Below are 18,378 nucleotides of genomic sequence, written 5' to 3'. Positions count from 1 at the left end.
AGAGGCTTTTTCATGAAATTGGATTTGTGTAATTAGTCTTCGTCGATATTGATCAATTCGTATTCACGGTTGCCAAATCCGAGTGCTTCGCAGGCATCTAAAATGAGGCGTCCATGACGAGATTCAACACGTTCAACAAAATGATCGCAGCCTGGATCATCAGAATTGAAGACCATGTCGATACAAGCTTGATCAATCGCAACTGGGTCAGTGGAGATCATGACACCGATATCTTCCATGCATGGATCTTCGGCTACATGGCAGCAGTCGCAGTCGACAGAAAGGTTCACGATCGCATTGATATATACGACTTTATCTTTGAAATATTGATCTACTGTATAAGCGGCATCTGCCATTGCTTCGATAAATTCGTCTTGGTTAATATCTAATTCCCAAGTTTCGTCGATATCTTTGGATTTTCCAGTAGAGTGGATCCAACATTTACCAGCAGTGGAAGCACATCCGATCGATAATTGTTTTAATGCGCCACCAAAGCCACCCATTGGATGTCCTTTAAAGTGAGAAAGAACGAGTAAAGAGTCAAACTGAGCTAGATCTTTTCCCACAAAGTTTTCTTGGATGATTTTGCCATTTGGAACGGAGAGTACAAGATCTGGACTTTCGGCATCAAGGATTTTAACGTCGAAATATTTGGTCCAACCGTGTTCTTCTAAAACTTTGATGTGTTCTTCAGTTGTAGAACGATATCCGCCAGAGTCATGACCATAAGCCGTATTACATTCAACAACAGTTCCTTTGACTTCATCAACGATCGGTTTGACGAATTCTGGACGAAGGTAGTTTTGGTTGCCTCTTTCCCCGGAGTGCAACTTCACGGCCACATTTCCTTCTAATTGTTTGCCCAGTGTCCGATATAGTTCTAATAATGTGTCTGGGCTAGTGTTTCGTGAAAAATAAACTTTTGATTTTGCCATAAGTCCTCCTTATTCATTTAAGTATAGTTTATTTATTTTTTGGGTGTTCATGAAGAAAGATCAAGAAGTAAATCAAATGTGGATAAATTCAAGGTTTCAAAATACTTCTCTTCAAGTGGGATCCACTTGTTAATAAAATCTTGTAAACGATCTGGTCCATTGCGCATTTCGATTCGTTTTCGTTGTGTTTGGTCATCAACATGCATAAAGATGCGCAAATTGGCATAACTGTACAACAAGGCGTTGTTGACATAACAACCTTCTAAAATAAGCACATCGGTTTTGGGTAAAACAATCGGGTCTTGTAAAGCCATCTTTTGGCAAGAAAATGGGCGAAAACAAATTTCGCGATTGTCGAGATAAGGGACGATCACTTCTTGAATGAGTCTTTGATCATCGACGTTTCGCCCCACTGTTGCATAGCGCTTTGGTGTGCGTTGATGGGGTTGCAAGAAAAAATCATCAAGGTGGATGACATTGCAAGATGGAAATAAAGAAGCAAGTTCTCTAGCAAGTGTCGTTTTCCCACTTGCACAGCGTCCATCAATCGAAATGATGAAAGGCTGCTTTGTTAAAGAAGGGTTTTCTTTTTGTTTTTGTTGATATAAAGAATAGATCAAACAAGCAGCTTCTTGAATCGTGGAACAAGAGATCATTGTTGGCCCTCATTGGATTGGATCATACCCGTACGATACAGAAATAACATAATGACAGGAATTAAAATCAGCTGGATGATGATGCCAGGAATTCCACTTGTGATTGCTGCAGTCATAAAGATTTCAAAGGAATAAGGTTGGTGAAGGAGCGTTGTAATCAGTGCCATGACTAAACCATACATCACTCGACCACAGACCATAGCCATCAACAAAGAGAGATAAATACTCGATAGATTTTTAGATTTGAACTTTGCGTACATCCAACCAATCACGGCACCATAAGTAGCTAATTCAAAAGCCATCGCAAAGGCCATGGGAAACATTGCGGGTGAATGAAAGAGGACACTTCTTAAAAATGGGGTAATTAAACCAATCCCAAGTCCATATTCCCAACCACAAATCAATCCACAAAGTAAAACGGGGATATGCATAGGCAATAACATGCGCCCAATCGTGAGAATTTGCCCGGTAATAAAAGGAAGGATTAAGCCGAGTGCTAAAAAGAGAGCACTCAAAGTTAATCGATGGACAGATTTCATAACTTGATCCTTTCTAAACGCTAGAACAATGCGTTTTCGGTTAAGTTTATTATAAATTTGTCTTGTTTTTGAAACAAACAAATCGAATTGATAGCTGGCAAAAGATGTTTTAGAAATGCGATTAAATATCAAGATGGCTAGAACAGTTCTAAAAGCAATAGAATAGAGTAGAGGGAGACTATCTGTGAGTCTCGCCCCTCTCATTGCACCGTACGTACGGTTCTCGTATACGGCGCTACAGCTTTACAGTTTTATTTCATGCGTTATAAAATGATAAATAGAGATTAAGGGGATCGATCAATCCTGGTCGATCTCCTTTTCTCATTGCCAAAATATTTGGTGAGATCAGAAAGTTCACTGTTCGCATTCCTGCTGTCCTATATAGGCCTAGTCTGGAGTTGGCTGTTTGTCTGATCAATTCAGATTCTAAAGGCCATTTAGATATGCGATTCAATTTCATCAGGTTATCGAAGATTGTTCGTGGTCTTTTCCACTGTTTCAATATGACAACTCTGATTTTATGCCTGAGCCACTCACCGAACTTAGTCAGGAACTTTTTCATCGAACCAATGCTAAAATAGTTAATCCAACCTCTGACGATTTGGTTTACTTTTGTAAACACGTCTTTTAATGGTGATGCGACCGCTCTTTTTCTACAAAGAACTTCTTTAATTTTGTCATAGAGTCTTTGTTTACGGTCATTTGCCGGTTTTGCCTTCCATCCATCTTTACCCTTCCAAAAGGTAAAACCTAGAAAGGTACTTTCTGGTGGTCGACATACATGGGTTTTAGTTGCACTGACAGTGAGAAATAGTTTCCTTTCTAACCAACTGGAAACTGATTTCATGATTCTATTCGCAGCCATTTCACTTTTGACGAAAATTACGACGTCATCGGCATATCTGCAGAATCTAAGTCCTCTACTCTCTAATTCTTTGTCGAATAGATCTAGATAGATGTTGGCTAGTACTGGCGAAATGCACCCACCTTGCGGTGTGCCGAGATCACTTTTTACGATCTTGCCCTCCTCAAGCACGCCTGCTTTGAGGAAGGATCGGATCAGATGGAGAACTTCTTTTTCATTGATGAAATTTCGGATCAGTGAAATGAGTTTATCGTGATTCACTTTGTCAAAGAATTTCTCGATATCTAAATCGATGACCCAGTCGTAACCTTCGTTCAGGTAATTCAATGCCTGCATGATGGCATCATGTGCACTTCTGCCTTTACGAAAACCAAAACTACTATCACTAAACGACGGGTCAAAGATGAGATCGAGCACCTGGGCAACTGCCTGTTGAATAGCTCTGTCCATGACAGTTGGAATACCTAACGGGCGTTTCTTTCCATTAGGTTTAGGGATATAGACCCGTCTGACCGGTTGGGGCTTATATTTCATATTCAGTATAGCCTCAGTAATTTCTTCCTGATGCTTATCCCAGTAGGATTCAAGATCACCCACTGTGACTCCATCTATTCCGGCTGANCCTTTATTCCGTTGGACAGCTCGGATAGCTTGATTCATGTTTTCTNATTGAAGTATTGATTCAATTAAACGCATGATGCGTCTCCTTTCTTTTCACAAACAAATTCAGATCATCCTCGTCCAGAGTGTCCCAGAAGATTACGTTTCTTCTGTATTGGATTTTTCCAGATTTACAGATTACTGGTTTGTTATTTCAAAGCGGAACGCTCTGTAAAACCATTAGGGCCTTCAGTCGATGACTTACTATGCCCTCAGCTGACTTCTCGCGACAAACCTTATTTCGACCGAACCCGTTCTCTTTGGGCCACCGATTGCTGATTTTAAAGCTTCTCGGAATATCGTCCGCGAGATCTCTCGGGGTAAGACACACATCTTTCACTGCACAACCTCCTGATTTACCGTCTTGGCGTTACGTTTGTCTTTTGGGCTTTGGTTTGTATTGCAACCTTACCCGCCATTTGGCCTTGTATCAGGTTTCTGTTCGTAGGCTCGACAGCTTTGCTACACCGCTTCCTTCACCCCAGCCTCACGGCTTTCGGCTTGCGGTTCGCTACACTTGGCGACAAATACCTGTGATCGGACTTTCACCGACAAGATGTGCGCCATGCCCGACACACAATGAAAAAAGCTCGTATTTAACGAGCTTTTTTACTTGGAATTTGTTTGATTATTTCTTGCTGAATAGACAACGGCAGTCGATTCATATTGACGCTCTTTTGTGTGTGGGTTTGTTCCGTTATTAGGGGTGGAGTTGTATTTTTGAACTGGCCCTTTATTTGGGGAACACTTTTTGTAGAGTGGAGAATTCGAAGTAAGTTTGGAAATCTCCTTTTGCGTTTGCTTTTTCAGTAAAGGGGAAAGTGATTGATTTATTCGATCATAAGCTTTGGGATTTAAGGATGCACTCTTGGAAACTTGTAAATCAGAATCTAGAGAGGCAGAAAATATCGTATCTTGTTGGTAGGCTTGGGTACGTTTTTCATCGGCAACATGCTTTTGGATGGCCATAATGAAGTCTTGTCCATAATGATCGATTTTCACATTTCCCACACCAGACACTTTTAACATCTCTTTAGGCGTTTGCGGACGTTTTTTCGCCATTTCCATGAGTGTGGCATCAGAGAAAATGACATAAGGGGGAACCTTGTTTTGTCTTGCCAGTTGCAAGCGTAACGCTTTAAGCACATCAAAGAGTGCTTGATTTTCTGGTGACCCTAGACTCTCACACGTGGAAGAGCGTGAAGTGAGATGCTGTTTTGATTGGCGATTACGCTGATGAAGGGCATTTTCTTTAAACTGAACATGAATCGTTTGTTGTTCGCTAAACGCTTTATGGAATTTCTCCGTCAGTGAAATGACTTGATATAGATCAGCGCTTTTAGAAAGATAACCTTGAATGAGTAACGATTCTAAATACAAGCGAACAAGCCCAGCATCTAGCTCGCTTAAACAACCAAATCCGTTTAACTCTTGTAGTTGATTACGTTTGATCTTGCTTGAAGAAACGCCGGTTAAGTATTCGACACATAAAGAAAGGCCGTATTGTTTTGGTAATTGGTTGAGTGCCATGTAAATCGTTTGGGAGATTTCGGAAATATCTTCTTTGATCCAGGTGGCATCACAATTGGAGCAATGGCCACATTTTCCACTTGAGGATTCACCAAAGTATTGGAGCAGATAACTACGCAAACACATTGGGGTCGTCGCATACATTTCCATCGTATCTAATAAATGCAGTTCCCGATTTTTTTGATCAAGACAGGCGGAAATATATTGCACGCTATCTTCTTGTTCACTCGCTCGACGAATACTTTCTTCATAAGATTTATCAATTAAAAAGCGGTTGATATGCATATCACCAGATTTATAAAGCAATAAGCAATGGGCTGGCCCACCATCTCGTCCGGCACGTCCTGCTTCTTGATAATAGTTTTCTAATGAAGAAGGAATGGAGTAATGGACAACATAGCGGACATTGGATTTATCAATCCCCATCCCAAAGGCGTTGGTTGCGACAATAATATCGACTTGATCATATAAAAATGCATCTTGGCTAGCGGAACGCTTTTCATCGCTCATCCCGCCATGATAAAAACAAGCTCGATAGCCTTGTTCGACTAAGGCTCGACAAATTTCTTCGGTTTCTTTTCTGGTCAAACAATAGACAATGCCCGCTTCATGACGATGTTGTTCAAGAAAATCCATTAAGGCATCCAGTTTATCGAGGGGGTGTTGGACTTCAAAATATAAGTTTTGGCGATCAAATCCCGTGATTAATGTATACGGATTTTGCAGGTTGAGTTGTTTGGCAATGTCGTCTTTAACTGGACCAGTTGCGGTTGCGGTAAAGGCCGCAAAGATTGGGCGATATGGCAATGTTTGTGCAAATTCGGGAATCCGTAAATAACTTGGACGAAAGTTTTGGCCCCATTGGGAAATACAATGCGCTTCATCCACGGCAATCATTGAGATTTGAACAGAGTGCGCAAAATCTAAAAAGGCGGGGGTATTTAATCGCTCAGGGGCAACATAAATAATTTTATAACAACCTTCTTTTGCCCGACGTAAGGCAAGACGGTATTGGTCGGGGGTTAAAGAACTGTTGAGATAAGCAGCGGGAATTTTAGCTTGAATTAAAGAAGCGACTTGGTCTTTCATCAAAGAGATCAATGGTGAAATAACTAACGTAATGCCCGGCATAAAAATAGCGGGAATCTGAAAACAAACAGATTTTCCAGCGCCAGTAGGCATGATACCTAATACGTCATGGCCATCGAGTAAGTGATGAATGAGCTCGACTTGTCCTGGACGAAATGAATCGTAGCCATAATATTTTTTGAGCGCCTTTAAAATTGGCGGGTAGTTTCGGTTTGGGTTATACATATGATTGAATATATCAAATTATTGTTTGATTTAGCGTGTTTTATGCCGACTCGTTTGAAAAGAGGGGCTTATTTTCGTATCGTAGTATAGAATTGTTTTTTTTATTGGGATTACGAAACACGTGATCGTAGAAAATCAAAAAGTAAGTGGATTCATCCACTTCTAAAAAGACTTATCAAATGTCGCTTTTCATCTAAGAAAAACGGCATAATGTAGAACAATAGAAGTTAACAAAGTGTGAATGAAGAAATGCCTTATTCACGTCAAAAAAATAAAAAAGATCCCAAGATCAAGATATTCAGGAAAAGAGGGGAAAAGATGATACAAGGATTTGATAACGAGAAGTACAAAAAAATGCAATCTGATCAGATCCGCAAACGCATTAACTCGTTTGGGGATAAGTTGTATCTGGAGTTTGGTGGCAAGTTATTTGATGACAATCATGCAAGCCGCGTTTTACCTGGATTCCAACCAGATTCAAAACTCCAAATGTTGTTAGAACTTAAAGATGAAGCCGAAGTGGTCTTTGTCGTCTCCGCAAAAGATATTGAAGACAACAAAGTTCGCGAAGACATCGGGATTTCCTATGATGAAGATGTTTTACGTTTAATTGATGTCTATCGTCAAACCGGTTTATTTGTATCTTCTGTTGTAATCACTAAATACTCCGGACAAAAGAGTGCACAAAAATTAAAACGTCGTCTGACGAAAAAAGATATCAACGTATACTATCACTATGTGATCGACGGTTATCCAACGGACACGCATAAAATTATTTCCAAAGAAGGCTTTGGGAAAAACGATTATATCGAAACGCAACGCCGCTTAGTTGTCGTTACTGCACCAGGGCCAGGAAGTGGGAAAATGGCAACTTGCCTGTCCCAACTTTATCATGATCATATTCGTGGAATTCAAGCAGGATATGCAAAATTTGAAACATTCCCAGTTTGGTCTTTACCTTTAAATCACCCAGTCAACTTAGCTTACGAATCCGCAACAGCAGATTTGGATGATAAAAATATGATCGACCCTTATCATTTAGAGGCGTATCAAAAAGTAGCCATCAACTATAACCGCGATATTGAAATCTTCCCAGTATTGCGCAGAATGTTTGAAGAAATTTACGGATCATCTCCATATCAATCGCCAACCGATATGGGTGTAAATATGGCAGGGTTCTGTATCGCTGATGATGAAGTGGTTCAAAAAGCCGCAAAACAAGAAATCATCCGTCGTTACTTCGCAACACGTAATCGCTATTTGCAAGATATTTGTGGACGCGATGAATTAAATATCCAAGAAATGTTGTTACAACAATGCGGTTTGACACCAGAAGATCGTGCATGTGTTGCTGCGGCAAGAAAACATGAAGCACAACGTGGTGTAGTTTGTGGAGCAATGGAATTTGACGATGGCATGATGATTCTTTCTGCCAACAACAATTTCATGGGACCTAGTGCAGGACTAGTCATGAATGCGATCAAAAAGCTGGCAAATATTAAAGATGATGTGTTATTGATTGAACCGGATGTATTTATTCCAATTCAACATTTGAAAACAGAATATATGGGGGCACAAAACCCACGTTTACACGTATATGAAACGTTAATTGCTTTATCGATGTCTGCAAAGACGAATGAACAAGCCGCAAAAGCGTTGAGCATGCTTCCACAATTAAAAGGAGCGCAAGCGCATTTAACAAGTTCTTTAAGTGAAACTGACTTAAATACATTTAATGCTTTAGGCATTCAAGTGACATTTGAACCAGAAAAAAAATAAAGAAAAACTTTAAAAGCTCTTTTGACTAGACTGATCTGTCGCTTTTTGTAGCACTAAAACCAGTGATTATAAAAAGGGGATGAATCAAGCTTTTCAAGAGCTTTTTTTGCGTTTCGGGAATTGAATTCTCTATAATAGAACAAACATGAAACGAAAATAGAAAGCAGGTTATCATGGCAAAACGAATGAATTTAAGTGCTGCCAATGCGGTACGTACAATCTTAAAAAATAAAGAAGACTTTAAAGTCGAACTTGTCGAAAAAACAAATGATGGAGATCGCACTAACTATTTATATGATGTGTTTTTCAATGATCAAAACGGAACACTCAATATTGCGGTTGAACAAGGCGAAATTAAAATTGCGGTGCTGAATTTAAATATGGGTCGAATCATTTCTTTAGCAACCGATACCAATATGAAAAAGCTCGCTCAATACGTACTCGACAATGAACTATAGTTTACGCATGCGCGTTGTGGTCTCAAGTGAAGACGAAAGTCAAGGCTTATCGATTCAAAATGAGTTAGCAAACCTTTGTTCCAAACTTAGTTTTTCCCCAATGCGTCTTGAACCAAGTTTGGAAGGTTGTTTAGAATTTGCGGCAAGTGGAATGGTAGAAGAACAAGAGCGAACGCTACTTGTCGAAACTTTAGATAACGATTGGGACTATGATGAAGAAGACGATTTATATTGGGCCTATGGCTTTAATACAAAATTATTTGACCAACGCGTTTATTATTTAGAACTCGAATTTTCTAAAATCACAAAATAAAAATCGATAAATTAAAATCCGCCAATCTAGGCGGATTTTTTTTCACACAATTTTACTTTGAGTTGATTTGGTGATCGAGTTTAGCAAAAACTTGGGCAAGGTTTTCGATTAAATCTAAAGGGGTAAAAGCAACGGGACTAAGTGTTCCAACTGCGGCTTGGTTATGGGCAAAAGCACCTAATACAGCGGCATGGAAGGGATTTGCAATCCAGGCCGATAATCCGCAAATGATGCCACAAAGAACATCCCCACTGCCACCTTTAGCTAGCGCGCTATCTGGACGGTTAATGCAATAGTCTTGTTTTTGTGCTTGGCTGATCAGCGTCGTTTCCGATTTTAAAACAACGATAAGATTCGGGTGTTGCAAACAAAACGCATGAACAATCGCTAAGGGATCTTTTTGAATTTGCGAAACTTCAATTCCAGTGAGTCGTGAGAATTCCATTAAATGAGGCGTAATGATGACAGGCTTTGTTCGTAAGTCGATTAGAGCAAGCAATTGTTCTTTGTATTTGGCAAGTAAATTAATGCCATCCGCATCTAAAACGACAAGCGCACCGGAGCGAATGATTTTTTCTAAAAGGGGTAAACCACTTTCTTTTGTCCCCATTCCATTTCCACAACCAATAACGCGATAGTTCTCTATATCCAAAAGGGATAAGTAGGCATCATTTGCAAAATAGCCTTCTTCATCTTGCGGACTAGCGATAATCATCGCCAAATCATTTTTAGCCGCGATCGCTTGAGCAGAAGAAAGGGGAGTGAATAAAGTGAGTGTACCACAGCCGGAATGAAAACAAGCTTTTGTGGCCATATTGAGTGCTCCTTGCATACGAAAACTCCCCCCAACGAGCAAAACTTTGCCAAAAGTTCCTTTATGGCTATGGCTTTCGCGGATTTGCCATAAAGATTGCATCGTCTTAAAGGTGGCAATTTGCGGTTGAAAAAGAGGATGGGATTTTTGGACTTTAGACTTTGTTTCCATTTTTTTATGCCTCCTTGTTGCGGCAAGATCGGCCACAACGCTATTATGGTATAATTGTTGTTTGTAAGAAGAGCGTCTTCTTGTCAGACATGAAGATTCAATGAACAATAGATTGCGTTATAGGAATCGGCGAATCTATTGTAATCGTTGGATTTTAGATCGTTCAATCAGGTTGAAACTGAAATTAAAGAAAGGCGATTTGAACATGGCAAAACAAAAAACACGAGATCATTCGCTAACGAAAAAGTCGATTATTGCGGGTGGCCTTATTGGGACCGGTGGCTTCTTTATCGCAAAAGCGATTGGTTTAATTTATTCTATCCCATTTTCCAGCATTTTAGGCTCAGATGCGTATATGGCTTATTATGGGACAGCTTATCGAATTTATAGTTATATCTTAAATGTCTTCACGGCGGGTGCACCAATGGCGATCGCAACGATGACCGCAAAATACATCACGCGAAAAAACTATAAGACGGTGCTCAACGTGCATCGCTTATCCATTTTGGCGATGAGTTTATTAGGCTTTTTAGGCATGATTGTCATGATTGCTCTTTCGGGCGTTCTAGCCGGTGCAATGACCGAGGGAACGCAAGATGGCATCGACATCATGACGAAAGTGTTGTGTATTCTCGCAATTGCGATTTTCTTTGTTCCGATATTGAGCGCATATCGTGGCTTTATTCAAGGAAATAAAGAAATGGAAGAATTTGCGTTCTCCCAAGCATTTGAACAAATTTTCCGCGTGGCTTTTTTACTTGGGGTTGGCTGTTTACTTGTCTATGCCTTCCATATGTCGAGTGTTTATGCTTTATATGCGGCAGTCTTGTCAACATCCGTTGCAGCAATTGCCGGAATTGTTCAAATTGCGCATTTTTCTAAAGGAACAGAACAATCATTACGTGACCAAGCTGAACACCAAACACAGCGTGTCATTCCAATTAAACCGTTATTAAAAGAATTTATATTACTTTGCATTCCTTACTTGTTATATGCGGTGATTGGATATGCCAATGATATTTTTGATGCTGTTTTAATGCCAATTGGTTTGAAATATTCAAACTATTCTGTTGAACAAATCCAAACGATGACTTCAGCGGTTAACTATGTCGGCATTAAACTCACTGCGATTCCAATGATTTTATCGCCAGGGTTTGTCTCGGCGATTATTCCGCATATTACCAGTGCCCTAGAAACTGGCAACATTAAATCTGTGCGCAAAGACATTTTGGACTGCATTAATATCGTCTTATTTATCGGGCTATTTTTGAGCTTTGCGATTTTGTTCTATGCTAAACCATTGTTCTATACGCTCTACTACACGTCTGATTTAGAGCTTTCCGCCAATGCGGTACAATGGATTGCGATCGAAGGCTTATTTGGCACAATTACGCCAGTTGTTTCATCTATGATGATGGCTTGTAGAATGCGCAAAAAATTATTGAGCCAAATGATCGTGGCAGCGGTTGTAAAATCAATTATCATGGTGCCAATGGTGATGTGGTGGGGTGTTGCTGGAAACGTAATTTCCACAATCCTGACTTATGGATGGATTATCCTCTACTCCCTTAGAGAAATGGCCCGTGCCTATTCCATTAATTTCCATTCCACAATTAAAATCGCTATTCAAACTGCGATTTGTTTAGTGGCTATGGGACTTGTCATGTTTGGTTTACAATATTTAGGACTTGGTGCAGCTCAGGGAAGCCGCATGTTATGTTTTGGGGGAATGCTACTGAATGGCATTATCTCCTCGGTGGTTTTCTTTGGATTGGCACTTTACTTTGGGATCATCCAAAGACTGTTCCACTTCCGCTTTAAAAAAAGAACTGCATAAAAATTAAACGATAAGGATGTCAAAACTATGTATGATGTAGTAGTTGTAGGCGGAGGCCATGCTGGAATTGAAGCAGCAGCGGCTGCAGCCAGAATGAATCAAAAAACATTACTGATCACCAATAAATTGGACATGCTTGGCTCAATGCCTTGTAATCCTTCTGTTGGTGGACCAGCCAAAGGAATTGTTGTTCGTGAAATCGATGCGTTTGGCGGATTGATGCCACAAGCAGCAGACCAAACAGCTTTACAATTTAAAATGTTAAATACCGGAAAAGGACCGGGCGTTCGTTGCTTACGTGTCCAATCCGATAAAGATGAATATAAAAAATGGATGCTTAATGCGCTTCAAAAACAAAAAAATCTCGATTTGTTAGAGCAGCGCGCCGCTAAAATTATCCTCGATGATTCGAAAAAGAAAGTCATCGGGATTGAATGTGAGGATGGTTGTCAAATTCATGCCAAGATGACCATTTTAACAGCGGGAACAGGGATGAACTCGGCTATTTTACGTGGCCATACTTCCACTGTTTCTGGGGCAGATGGCTTACCAACCAATACAACGTTATCGCAATCTTTAGCCGATGCGGGATTAAAGCTCATTCGTTTAAAAACAGGAACGCCTCCTCGTGTTTTAAAATCGACAGTAGATTTAGAACCAGCCCAAATTCAACCGGGAAATCCTGAGTTCTTGCATTTTAGTGAATTAACGAAACCGGAACAAGTCATTGCTCCAGAGAAACAATTGCCTTGTTATTTAATTTATACTCAGGCCAAAACGCATCAAATCATCAATGAACACTTACAAGATTCAGCGATGTATTCCGGATTGGTTACTGGCGTTGGTCCTCGTTATTGCCCAAGTATCGAAGATAAGCTCGTTCGTTTTGCGGATCGTGAACGCCACCAATTATTCTTAGAACCAGAACGAGCAAGCTATGATACGTTCTATATCCAAGGCTTCTCGACTTCAATGCCAGAAGAAGTCCAAGAAGAAATGGTGCATTCTTTACCAGGATTAGAACATGCCGAAATTTTAAAATACGCTTATGCGATCGAATATGATGCCGTTGATCCTTTACAAATGTATCCATCTTTGGAAAACAAACTGATCGAGAACTTGTTTACGGCCGGACAAGTTAATGGCACCTCTGGATATGAAGAAGCAGCTGCGCAAGGATTGATGGCGGGAATTAACGCTTCTTTAAAAATCCAAGGCAAAGAGCCAGTTGTACTCGGCAGAGCCCAAGCCTATATCGGCGTTATGATCGATGACTTAACAACGAAAGGGACAAAAGAACCGTATCGCTTGTTGACTTCACGAGCTGAATATCGCTTGTTGTTGCGTCATGATAATGCTTATCGTCGTCTAGCCAATATTGCTCATGATATTGGAGTTTTGCCAGAAGAAAATTGGCAGTACTTCTTAAAATCAGAAGCGGAATTCGCCCAAACGGTGCAAGCATTACAAGACACGCATTTAAAACCAAATGAACAAGTCAATGAACTTTTAGAATCATTAGGTGCAGGAAATATGGAACACGGTATGGATGCATATACGTTATTGAAGCGTCCAAATGTGACCATTGCAACTTTAGCACCACTTACTGGCGTCATGCCAAGTGTGGATGTGGCAAACCAAATTGAAATTGAATGTAAATATGCTGGCTACATCGAAAAAGCAAAACGCGATGTACATCGTTTAGAAAAATTGGAAAACGTCCGAATTCCAAAAGGCACAGACTTCCAAGCCATGAGCAATTTGGCTTTAGAAGCGAGAAGTAAGCTTGCACAAATTCAACCGACAACACTTGGTCAAGCAAGTCGTATTTCCGGCATTAACCCAAGCGATATTGCGGTACTTTCCGCTATTTTGCAGGCAAATGAAAAATAAGACGAAGCATAAAGACGCAATCGTTGTTTTATAATTGAGAAAAAGAACATAAAGTCAAATCATCCACCCGGATTTAGAAAAAATGAGCTAAAAAAGTACATTTTTGCATTGAATTGAATGAAGAAATAAAAAAATAGAATGAATAAAACCGAATTCGTTAAAATGAATTCGGTTTTATTTTATAGAAAGCGAGTTATTTTTAATCATTTACGGATTAAAACGATTCGATTCTAATGGCTTTTCAGGATTATAGGACAAACCTTTTAAGATTGTTAGATTGTTTTCATTACTTATGTCGTTTGTTATAATGACAAAGGCGGCTTCACGGGGGTTTTTATATGAAAAAACAAAGAGATAAAAAATATAAAAATCCATTCACAATGGGGGTGTATTACTTCACCTTAATGTGTATTACGGGATTCTTTACGATGGGGATCGTTAGAGAATTTAAAACGTATTTCGACTTGAAAACAGAAGTTCTTGCCAATCAACAACTCCGTCAAGAAACATTAGAACTCAAACAGACGTTAGAAAACGAAAAGAAAAATTTAACCAATCCAGATTATCTTGAATTCGTCGCTCGGGGCAAATATCATGTTTCCCGCAACGGAGAACAAGTCTTTGTCTTCCCTTCTTTATCGCAAGGATTAGAAGGAGACGAATAATATCCAATCCGCCATATACTTGCCTTGATCGGCAAGTTTTTTTTATGTCTGAACCACGGTTGGAAAGGACGCAAAGACGTCTTTTTTTGGACGTTATTTTGGAAAATTAGTCGTATGGAAGACAAATTTATGTCATGAAAAAATGAGATTATCCACTCACTGTATTTGTCTTTTAAACTATTCGATCATGATTGAAAATGCTTTATTTTAAGTAAAAATGGACAGTAAAGAAAAAATGCCTGGGGAAAAATTTTGACTTCAGAATAATTAAATATTTTGCATGATTAAAACTGTCAGACACAAGTAAGAAATTGACCTATCGATTCGTACAATTCATCCACTATAAAAAGAAGGCAAACAAAATGATCAAAACACAAAACGTCGATACTTATTATGATTCGCCACAGACAGATCTCATTGAATATCAAACGCACACCTTAGTTTCGCAAAATGTGAATGGTAAGCGGGAATACTTTTTCGCCCAACCGATTCCTAAACCTTTGCATCACATCACGTTTGGTAATCAAAGTCGCAAATTGTATGACCGTCCACCAAGATCGTGGAGCGAGGAACAAAAACGCCGCAATCGTGTGATTCAAACGGGAGATTTAATCGTTGATGAGGCAGGAAGACAAGTATACAAAAATGGGGTATGTATTAAATTGACTCCTACCCAATATCATTTAGTTCAATACTTGTGCAACAATAGCACGATCCTTTGTTCACGAGAATCACTTAAAAACTTAACTTGGAAAAGAACTCATCGGCATATTCAAGACAATACGTTAACGAAACATATCAATCGAACCCGAGAATTATTAGGTCAAGAAAAAGGTTGCGAATATATCTTAACGAGCAATGGCATGGGATATCGCTGGGGAATGCCCGTCTTTGAACGCTATATTCAACGAGACTTAGATTTAAGTGCATATACGAGTTATGAAAGTAGCACAAATGAGCGCAAACACTAAAATTTGTGCATGCAACAAGGAAAAAAAACACATTGAATCTTGAAGTAAGAAAAGGTTTATAGATGTAAATTCTGTAAACCTTTTTACATATTCATGTGCATAAATTCGCAAATAGTACCTAAAAACATACACTTTAACCTCTAGCTCAAAATCGTTAAAAATTAAAAATCAGCTATAGATAAAGTCAATATGAAAGAATTGATGATTTGCTTTATGCAAAAACGAGCCAAATGCACGAAAGGTAATCGCTTTCAATTTATTTGCTCAATCCGCTATAATGTCAAAGTAAAAAATCAGAAAATAGAATGTAGAGAGAGGTATCATTCAAAAAAAAAGCCGATCGAAAAGAAAGAAAAACAACCCTGTTTTCTAGCATGATCAACCCCATTTTGATCCAGATAAACCGAATCTTTAGGATCCGAAATTTTCTTTTTGAAAAGGCATTTGTTGCAAAAACAAAACTGAATTGAACAACGAAAAACGTGGAGGATGTTTAACAATGAAGAATATATTCAGTGATGCTCAAACATTTAAAGAAGCACTCACAACAGAAGTTGCCCATCGTTTTGGGCGAGATTTTGAAGATGCATATCCAGAAGAGAGATATCTTGTTTTAGGATCTTTAATTCGTGACCAACTCGGAAATACTTGGAAAGAAACGAAAAAAAGTGTAGCAGAACACCACACAAAACAACTTTATTATTTCTCGATGGAATTTTTAATGGGCCGCTTAATGACCAACAACTTAATGAACATGGGTGTTTATGATGTAGTCAAAGAGGCTTTAGATGATTTAGGCATGGATCTTCATAACTTAGAAGAACTCGAAGCAGATGCTGGTTTAGGAAACGGTGGATTAGGACGTTTAGCGGCTTGTTTTTTAGACTCTTTAGCAAGTTTGAATTTAGCTGGAAACGGAAACTGTATCCGTTATCGTTATGGCTTATTCAAACAAGAAATTATTAACGACCAACAAGTCGAAAAACCAGATTGCTGGTTAAGACTTGGAAACGTATGGGAAGTATGGAAACCACAGCATGACGTTCGTGTTAAATTCGGCGGAACACTTGATGCATATATGGACCAATTTGGAAAATTCCACTCCAACTACCATCCAAGCTTTGTCGTTCGTGCTGTTCCTTATGATGAACCAATCGTTGGTTATCATACGCCAACCACAAACACATTACGTTTATGGGATGCAGCCGTAGATGAAGAATCTGTACAAGCTGGAAAACTGAATGAATATTTAAATGCAGTATCCGCTTTGACCGCAAACGTTTATCCAGATGATTCTACTGAAGAAGGTAAAGAATTGCGTTTAAAACAAGAATACTTCTTCGTTTGTGCCGGTGTGGATCAAATCATTCGTTCCCACTTACGCACTTATCCAACATTAGATAATTTAGGTGAAAAAACAGCGATCCAGCTCAATGATACTCACCCTGTTCTCGTCATTCCAGAATTGATGCGTGTCTTGATGGACGATTATAACTACAATTGGGATGATGCATGGAATATCGTAAGACAAACTGTTGCTTATACGAACCATACAATCATGTCCGAAGCATTAGAACGTTGGCCACAGCATTTAGTTCGTAACTTGTTACCACGTATTTATATGATTATTGAAGAAATTGAACGTCGTTTCTATCACTATGTTCAAGCTCGTGGTATGGGAAATCGCTTTGCGGAAATGTCGATTTTAAAAGATCAACAAGTTCATATGGCAAGCCTTGCAGTTGTCGGAAGCCATTCCGTCAATGGTGTTGCAGCAATTCACTCTGAAATTTTAGTGAACGATGTTATGAATGCTTTTGCGACTTTATGGCCAGAACGTTTCAACAACAAAACAAATGGTGTAACACATCGTCGTTGGTTAGTTTATTCCAACCCACAGTTGACTAGCTTATTAAAAGAATACATTGGCGATGGGTTTATCCGTCATCCAGAACAATTAGAAAAATTGATGGAATACGTTGATGATCCAACTCTTCAAGAAAAATTCATGAACGTAAAACTCGAACGTAAAAAAATCTTGGCAAAATATGTTCATGATGAATTAGGTATCGATGTTGATGTGAACACCGTATTTGATGTTCAGTGTAAACGTCTGCATGCCTACAAACGTCAGTTGATGAACATTATGCATGTCATGTCTTTATACTTACGCATGAAACAAGATCCAAACTTTAGAGTTCAACCAACAACATATTTCTTCGCAGCCAAAGCAGCTCCAGGTTATGCTTTAGCTAAAGAAATCATTAAATTGATTGTTAAAGTCGCAAACCGTGTGAATAACGATCCACTCGTTAGCCGTTATATGAAGGTTATCTTCATTCCAAACTACTCCGTTTCTATTGCGGAAATTTTAATCAATGCGGCTGATGTTTCTGAACAAATTTCTATGGCCGGAAAAGAAGCATCTGGAACATCAAATATGAAATTTATGATGAACGGGGCATTGACTTTAGGGACTCTCGATGGAGCGAACGTAGAAATCGTAGAACAAGTCGGCTATGAAAATGCAAAAATCTTCGGTTTACGTGTCGAAGAATTAGAAGAAATCAAACGTCACAATAGCTATGATGTATGGAGCATTTATAACTCTAATCCAAACTTAGCACGTGTCATTGATTCTTTACACGATTGCACATGGTCCAGTAATCCAAACGAATTCCAGTTAATCTTTAACGATTTAATGTTGCACCGTGATGAATTCTTCGTTTTAGCAGACTTTGATGCTTATGCTCAAGCACATCGTGAAGTGAGCGCTTGGTATCAAAACCGTCCAGCATGGGCACGAGCAATGTTGATCAATATTGCTAAATCTGGCTACTTCTCTTCTGATAGAACAATTCGTCAATATGCCAATGAAATTTGGGGTCTGGATGAAATTCAGTTCACTCCAGAACAATACGAAAAATTTGGATTCGAAAAAGAAGCTGAATAACTATAACTATTTTTTAGCTGTCCCT

14 protein-coding genes are annotated in these 18,378 nt (G+C 39.2%); 8 read left to right on the top strand and 6 right to left on the bottom strand.

Annotated features, from left to right (window positions below; genetic code table 11):
- Positions 1–32: 32 nt before the first annotated feature.
- From ALLST_RS0107415 to recQ, 5 genes are all read right to left on the bottom strand, one after another.
- A complete protein-coding gene (locus ALLST_RS0107415) occupies positions 33–935 on the bottom strand; it encodes a DUF362 domain-containing protein (protein WP_019893499.1) in 903 nt (300 codons plus the stop codon).
- Between the two features lie 47 nt (positions 936–982).
- The gene (locus ALLST_RS10490; RefSeq protein ID WP_019893498.1) at positions 983–1,591 is read right to left on the bottom strand and encodes a uridine kinase family protein; all 609 of its coding nucleotides are present in this window, start codon (positions 1,589–1,591) and stop codon (positions 983–985) included.
- A complete protein-coding gene (locus ALLST_RS0107405) occupies positions 1,588–2,130 on the bottom strand; it encodes an ECF transporter S component (RefSeq protein ID WP_019893497.1) in 543 nt (180 codons plus the stop codon). The genes ALLST_RS10490 and ALLST_RS0107405 overlap by 4 nt, the downstream gene beginning before the upstream one ends.
- A 256-nt stretch (positions 2,131–2,386) precedes the next feature.
- A complete protein-coding gene (gene ltrA, locus ALLST_RS0107400) occupies positions 2,387–3,655 on the bottom strand; it encodes a group II intron reverse transcriptase/maturase (protein WP_425386755.1) in 1,269 nt (422 codons plus the stop codon).
- Between the two features lie 609 nt (positions 3,656–4,264).
- A complete protein-coding gene (gene recQ, locus ALLST_RS10485; protein WP_019893495.1) occupies positions 4,265–6,499 on the bottom strand; it encodes a DNA helicase RecQ in 2,235 nt (744 codons plus the stop codon).
- A 318-nt stretch (positions 6,500–6,817) separates the two neighbouring features.
- Between recQ and ALLST_RS0107385 the strand changes: the two genes are divergently transcribed.
- The 3 genes from ALLST_RS0107385 (at position 6,818) to ALLST_RS0107375 (ending at position 9,049) form a co-directional block, all read left to right on the top strand.
- Positions 6,818–8,278 carry a DUF1846 domain-containing protein gene (locus ALLST_RS0107385; RefSeq protein WP_019893494.1) on the top strand — a complete coding sequence of 487 codons (1,461 nt, stop codon included), beginning with the start codon at positions 6,818–6,820 and terminating at the stop codon, positions 8,276–8,278.
- 173 nt (positions 8,279–8,451) lie between these two features.
- Positions 8,452–8,736 (top strand): hypothetical protein, encoded by a 285-nt coding sequence (locus ALLST_RS0107380; RefSeq protein ID WP_019893493.1) that lies wholly within the window; start codon positions 8,452–8,454, stop codon positions 8,734–8,736.
- Entirely contained in the window at positions 8,726–9,049 is a 324-nt protein-coding gene (locus ALLST_RS0107375; protein ID WP_019893492.1) for a hypothetical protein, read from the top strand. Before ALLST_RS0107380 ends, ALLST_RS0107375 begins: the two co-directional genes overlap by 11 nt.
- Before the next feature lie 52 nt (positions 9,050–9,101).
- Here ALLST_RS0107375 and ALLST_RS10480 read toward each other — a convergent pair whose 3' ends face one another.
- Entirely contained in the window at positions 9,102–10,034 is a 933-nt protein-coding gene (locus tag ALLST_RS10480) for an NAD(P)H-hydrate dehydratase (RefSeq protein ID WP_019893491.1), read from the bottom strand.
- 205 nt (positions 10,035–10,239) lie between these two features.
- Between ALLST_RS10480 and ALLST_RS0107365 the strand changes: the two genes are divergently transcribed.
- The 5 genes from ALLST_RS0107365 (at position 10,240) to ALLST_RS0107340 (ending at position 18,353) form a co-directional block, all read left to right on the top strand.
- A complete protein-coding gene (locus ALLST_RS0107365) occupies positions 10,240–11,871 on the top strand; it encodes an MATE family efflux transporter (protein WP_019893490.1) in 1,632 nt (543 codons plus the stop codon).
- A 27-nt stretch (positions 11,872–11,898) separates the two neighbouring features.
- Complete coding sequence (mnmG, locus tag ALLST_RS0107360; RefSeq protein ID WP_019893489.1) at positions 11,899–13,764, top strand: tRNA uridine-5-carboxymethylaminomethyl(34) synthesis enzyme MnmG; 1,866 nt, start codon at positions 11,899–11,901, stop codon at positions 13,762–13,764.
- Between the two features lie 338 nt (positions 13,765–14,102).
- Entirely contained in the window at positions 14,103–14,429 is a 327-nt protein-coding gene (locus ALLST_RS0107355; RefSeq protein ID WP_019893488.1) for a septum formation initiator family protein, read from the top strand.
- Between the two features lie 362 nt (positions 14,430–14,791).
- The gene (locus tag ALLST_RS11130) at positions 14,792–15,400 is read left to right on the top strand and encodes a winged helix-turn-helix domain-containing protein (RefSeq protein WP_019893487.1); all 609 of its coding nucleotides are present in this window, start codon (positions 14,792–14,794) and stop codon (positions 15,398–15,400) included.
- 499 nt (positions 15,401–15,899) lie between these two features.
- Positions 15,900–18,353, top strand: a complete 2,454-nt coding sequence (locus tag ALLST_RS0107340; protein WP_019893486.1) for a glycogen/starch/alpha-glucan phosphorylase — start codon at positions 15,900–15,902, stop codon at positions 18,351–18,353.
- Positions 18,354–18,378: the final 25 nt, after the last annotated feature.

The sequence above is a fragment of the Allobaculum stercoricanis DSM 13633 genome (assembly GCF_000384195.1).
Lineage (GTDB): Bacteria > Bacillota_I > Bacilli_A > Erysipelotrichales > Erysipelotrichaceae > Allobaculum > Allobaculum stercoricanis.
This window is presented reverse-complemented; position numbering and strand designations above follow the sequence as displayed.

Coding starts and splice junctions, on each gene's coding strand:
- ALLST_RS0107405 (WP_019893497.1), bottom strand. CDS start 2,130: ATGAAATCTGTCCATCGATTAACTTTGAGTGCTCTCTTTTTAGCACTC.
- ALLST_RS0107355 (WP_019893488.1), top strand. CDS start 14,103: ATGAAAAAACAAAGAGATAAAAAATATAAAAATCCATTCACAATGGGG.
- ALLST_RS0107415 (WP_019893499.1), bottom strand. CDS start 935: ATGGCAAAATCAAAAGTTTATTTTTCACGAAACACTAGCCCAGACACA.
- ALLST_RS0107380 (WP_019893493.1), top strand. CDS start 8,452: ATGGCAAAACGAATGAATTTAAGTGCTGCCAATGCGGTACGTACAATC.
- mnmG (WP_019893489.1), top strand. CDS start 11,899: ATGTATGATGTAGTAGTTGTAGGCGGAGGCCATGCTGGAATTGAAGCA.
- ALLST_RS0107375 (WP_019893492.1), top strand. CDS start 8,726: ATGAACTATAGTTTACGCATGCGCGTTGTGGTCTCAAGTGAAGACGAA.
- recQ (WP_019893495.1), bottom strand. CDS start 6,499: ATGTATAACCCAAACCGAAACTACCCGCCAATTTTAAAGGCGCTCAAA.
- ALLST_RS10490 (WP_019893498.1), bottom strand. CDS start 1,591: ATGATCTCTTGTTCCACGATTCAAGAAGCTGCTTGTTTGATCTATTCT.
- ALLST_RS0107365 (WP_019893490.1), top strand. CDS start 10,240: ATGGCAAAACAAAAAACACGAGATCATTCGCTAACGAAAAAGTCGATT.
- ALLST_RS11130 (WP_019893487.1), top strand. CDS start 14,792: ATGATCAAAACACAAAACGTCGATACTTATTATGATTCGCCACAGACA.
- ALLST_RS10480 (WP_019893491.1), bottom strand. CDS start 10,034: ATGGAAACAAAGTCTAAAGTCCAAAAATCCCATCCTCTTTTTCAACCG.
- ALLST_RS0107385 (WP_019893494.1), top strand. CDS start 6,818: ATGATACAAGGATTTGATAACGAGAAGTACAAAAAAATGCAATCTGAT.
- ALLST_RS0107340 (WP_019893486.1), top strand. CDS start 15,900: ATGAAGAATATATTCAGTGATGCTCAAACATTTAAAGAAGCACTCACA.